Origin of the sequence: Saccharomonospora saliphila YIM 90502, assembly GCF_000383795.1 — a bacterium.
GTDB classification, from domain to species: Bacteria; Actinomycetota; Actinomycetes; order Mycobacteriales; family Pseudonocardiaceae; genus Saccharomonospora; species Saccharomonospora saliphila.
The window spans coordinates 14,387-17,522 of the sequence record NZ_KB912607.1; the positions used below are offsets into that span (position 1 = coordinate 14,387).

2 protein-coding genes are annotated in these 3,136 nt (G+C 70.7%); one reads left to right on the top strand and one right to left on the bottom strand.

Going from position 1 to position 3,136, the window contains the following annotated elements; all coding sequences use genetic code 11:
- On the bottom strand, window positions 1-1,507 hold a 1,507-nt coding region (locus SACSA_RS21055), incomplete at its 3' end, for an ATP-binding protein (RefSeq protein WP_232212806.1).
- A gap of 161 nt (window positions 1,508-1,668) precedes the next feature.
- Here SACSA_RS21055 and SACSA_RS0101900 point away from each other — a divergent pair.
- Complete coding sequence (locus SACSA_RS0101900; protein WP_048876327.1) at window positions 1,669-3,123, top strand: cation:dicarboxylate symporter family transporter; 1,455 nt, start codon at window positions 1,669-1,671, stop codon at window positions 3,121-3,123.
- The last annotated feature ends 13 nt before the right edge of the window (window positions 3,124-3,136 follow it).

Sequence of the window (3,136 nt, forward strand, 5' to 3'; positions counted from 1 at the left end):
GGCCGAGCCCGCGTCCCGCCCCGGCCTGGCTCGGCTTGGTGGACCAGCCGCGGCGAAAGATCCGTTCCGCCGTCCCGGCGGCCACGCCCGGCCCGGTGTCGGCCACGCGCAGGTAGGTCTCGCCTGGTTCGGCGCGCACGGTGACGGTCACCCGCGGCGCCCGTCCGGCCGCGCCCTCGACCGCGGCATCGACGGCGTTGTCGATGAGGTTGCCGAGAACGGTGATCAGATCCCGCGCGGGCAGCGGGGTGCCGACCTCCTGCACGGCGGTGTCCTCGGTCAGGGTCAGCTCGACGCCCCGTTCGGCCGCTTCACTCGACTTGCCCAGCAACAGCGCGGCCAGCACCGGCTCGGACACCGCGCCGACGACACGGTCGGTGAGCTGCTGGGCCGTCTCCAGCTCCGCGGTGGCGAGCTCGACGGCCTCGTCCACCCGGCCCAGTTCCATCAGCGAGACCACGGCGTGCAGGCGGTTGGCCGACTCGTGGGCCTGCGACCGCAGCGACTCCGCGAAACCGCGCACGCTGTCGAGTTCCCCGGTCAGAGCCTGCAGCTCGGTGTGATCGCGCAACGTCACCACCGTGCCCATCGCTCTCTCCCGCGACCGCACGGGCACGGTGTTGACCAGCAGCACCCGCGTCTCGGTCACGTGCAACTCGTCGGCGGCAGCGCCGTCGGCGGTGAACGCGTGGGTGAGTTCTCCGGCGAGACCGAGCTCCGTCACGGCGGCGCCCCGTACGTCCCCGTCCAGGCCCAGCAGGTCCCGCGCGGCGTCGTTGCACAGCACCACCCGGCCATCCGAGCCGACCAGCACCAGTCCTTCCCGCACCGAATGCAGGATCGCCTGGTAGTAGTCGAACATCCCGCTGAGCTCGTCCGGTGCCACGCCCCGCGTCTGCCTGCGCAGCCTGGCGCTGACGAGATAACTGCCCGCGATCCCGACGCAGAGGACACCACCAGCGACACCGAGGACCGGGCCCATCCGCTCCCCCAGCTCCGAGGAGATCGCCTCCACCGTGATGCCCACGGCCACCATCGCGACCACCCTGCCGTCGTCGGAGACCGGCGCGACCGCGCGCACCGACGGGCCGAGAGTGCCGGTGTAGGTCTCGGTGAACAGCCGGCCTCCGGTCGCGGGGGCGACGGTGCCGATGAACTCCTCCCCGATCCGTTCCGGGTCGGGATGGGTGAGCCGAGTGCGGTCCCTGTTCATGATCGTCACGAAGCCGACGCCGGTGTCGGCACGGACCCGCTCGGCGAACGGCTGGAGTCTGGCACTGGGGTCCGGCGAGCGCAGCGCACGGCGCACGTCCGGCGAGTCGGCAAGCGTCGCGGCCACCGACACCACCTCCTCCCTCGCCTTGCGTTCGACGGCCTCCGCCGAGTCGAGCCAGGCGAGCACGGCCGCCGCGCCGACGAGCACGCTGACCAGCACCAGCTGAAGCACCAGCAGCTGCCTGGCGAGGCTCCAGCGGCGGATCGGGGCACCGGCGGGCGAGGACGTCACGGATCCCATGACACCACAGGCGTTCACGACCGAAATGAACACAACCGTGCTCGGCCGCGCTCGGCTGCCCATAGTCGTCCTGACGTTTTCCCAGTCTTCACGAGGAGGCAACGGTGCCTGAACCGTCGACCGGTGAACAGAAGTCGACGCGCCGGGACCGAATGCACTACCTGTACCTCGCGGTGATCGCCGCCGTGGTGCTCGGTGTGGTGGTCGGTTTCGCGTTCCCCGACGCCGCGACGCGTCTCAAGCCGTTGGGCAGCGGCTTCGTCGACCTGATCAAAATGATGATCAGCCCGATCATCTTCTGCACCATCGTGCTCGGCATCGGGTCGGTGGCCAAGGCGGCGAAGGTGGGCCGGGTCGGTGTCCTCGCGCTCGGCTACTTCCTGGCGATGTCCACGTTCGCGCTGGCGATCGGGCTCGTCGTGGGCAACATCCTGCATCCCGGGCAGGGAATGCGCCTCGATCCCGACGCCGCCGCGCAGGTGCAGCAACAGGCCGCCGAGGGCGGCGAGGGCACCGTCGACTTCCTGCTCGGCATCATCCCGGAGACCCTGGTGTCGGCGTTCACCGAAGGCTCGGTGCTCCAAACCCTGCTCGTGGCGCTGCTGGCCGGGTTCGCGCTCCAGAAGCTGGGCCCGGCGGGCACGCCGATCCTGCGCGGAATCGAGCACGTGCAGCGCCTGGTGTTCCGCATCCTCGCGATGATCATGTGGGTGGCGCCCGTCGGCGCGTTCGGCGCGATCGCCGCCGTGGTCGGCGAGACGGGCTGGGAGGCGCTCACCAGCCTCGCGGTCATCATGATCGGCTTCTACATCACCTGCGTGCTGTTCGTGTTCGTGGTGCTCGGCACGGTGCTGTGGTTCGGCGCGCGGATCAACGTCTTCCGGCTGCTGCGCTACCTCGGCCGCGAGTTCCTGCTCATCGTGTCGACCTCGTCCTCGGAGTCGGCGCTGCCCCGGCTGATCGCGAAGATGGAGCACCTTGGTGTCAACCGGCCGGTCGTGGGCATCACCGTGCCCACCGGCTACTCGTTCAACCTCGACGGCACGGCGATCTACCTGACCATGGCGACGCTGTTCATCGCCACGGCGCAGGGCAGCCCGCTGGGCGTCGGCGAGCAGATCTCGCTGCTGGTGTTCATGATCATCGCGTCCAAGGGTGCGGCGGGAGTCAGCGGTGCCGGCATCGCGACGCTGGCGGGCGGCCTGCAATCGCACCGCCCCGAGCTGGTCGACGGGGTCGGGTTCATCCTCGGCATCGACCGGTTCATGTCGGAGGCGCGCGCGCTGACCAACTTCGCGGGCAACGCCATCGCCACCGTGGTGATCGGGTCGTGGACCGGGGAGTTCGACCGGCGGCGCGCAGCCCGGGTGCTGTCCGGTCACGAGCCGTTCGACGAGAGTTCCCTGCTCGACCAGCACGGCTCTGCCGAAAAGAGCACCTCGGACGAGGACACCGCGCGGGAGGACACCGCGCGGGAGGACACCGCGCGGGAGGGCACAGCACAGGACGGCTTCCGGAGTGCCTCCGGAACAGCCGGAATCGAGGGACCCGCGGACGCGGCGGCGGGCGACGGCTCCGCGCCGGGTCGGGAGCCCGCCCGCACCTGAGGCGCGTGGCCCG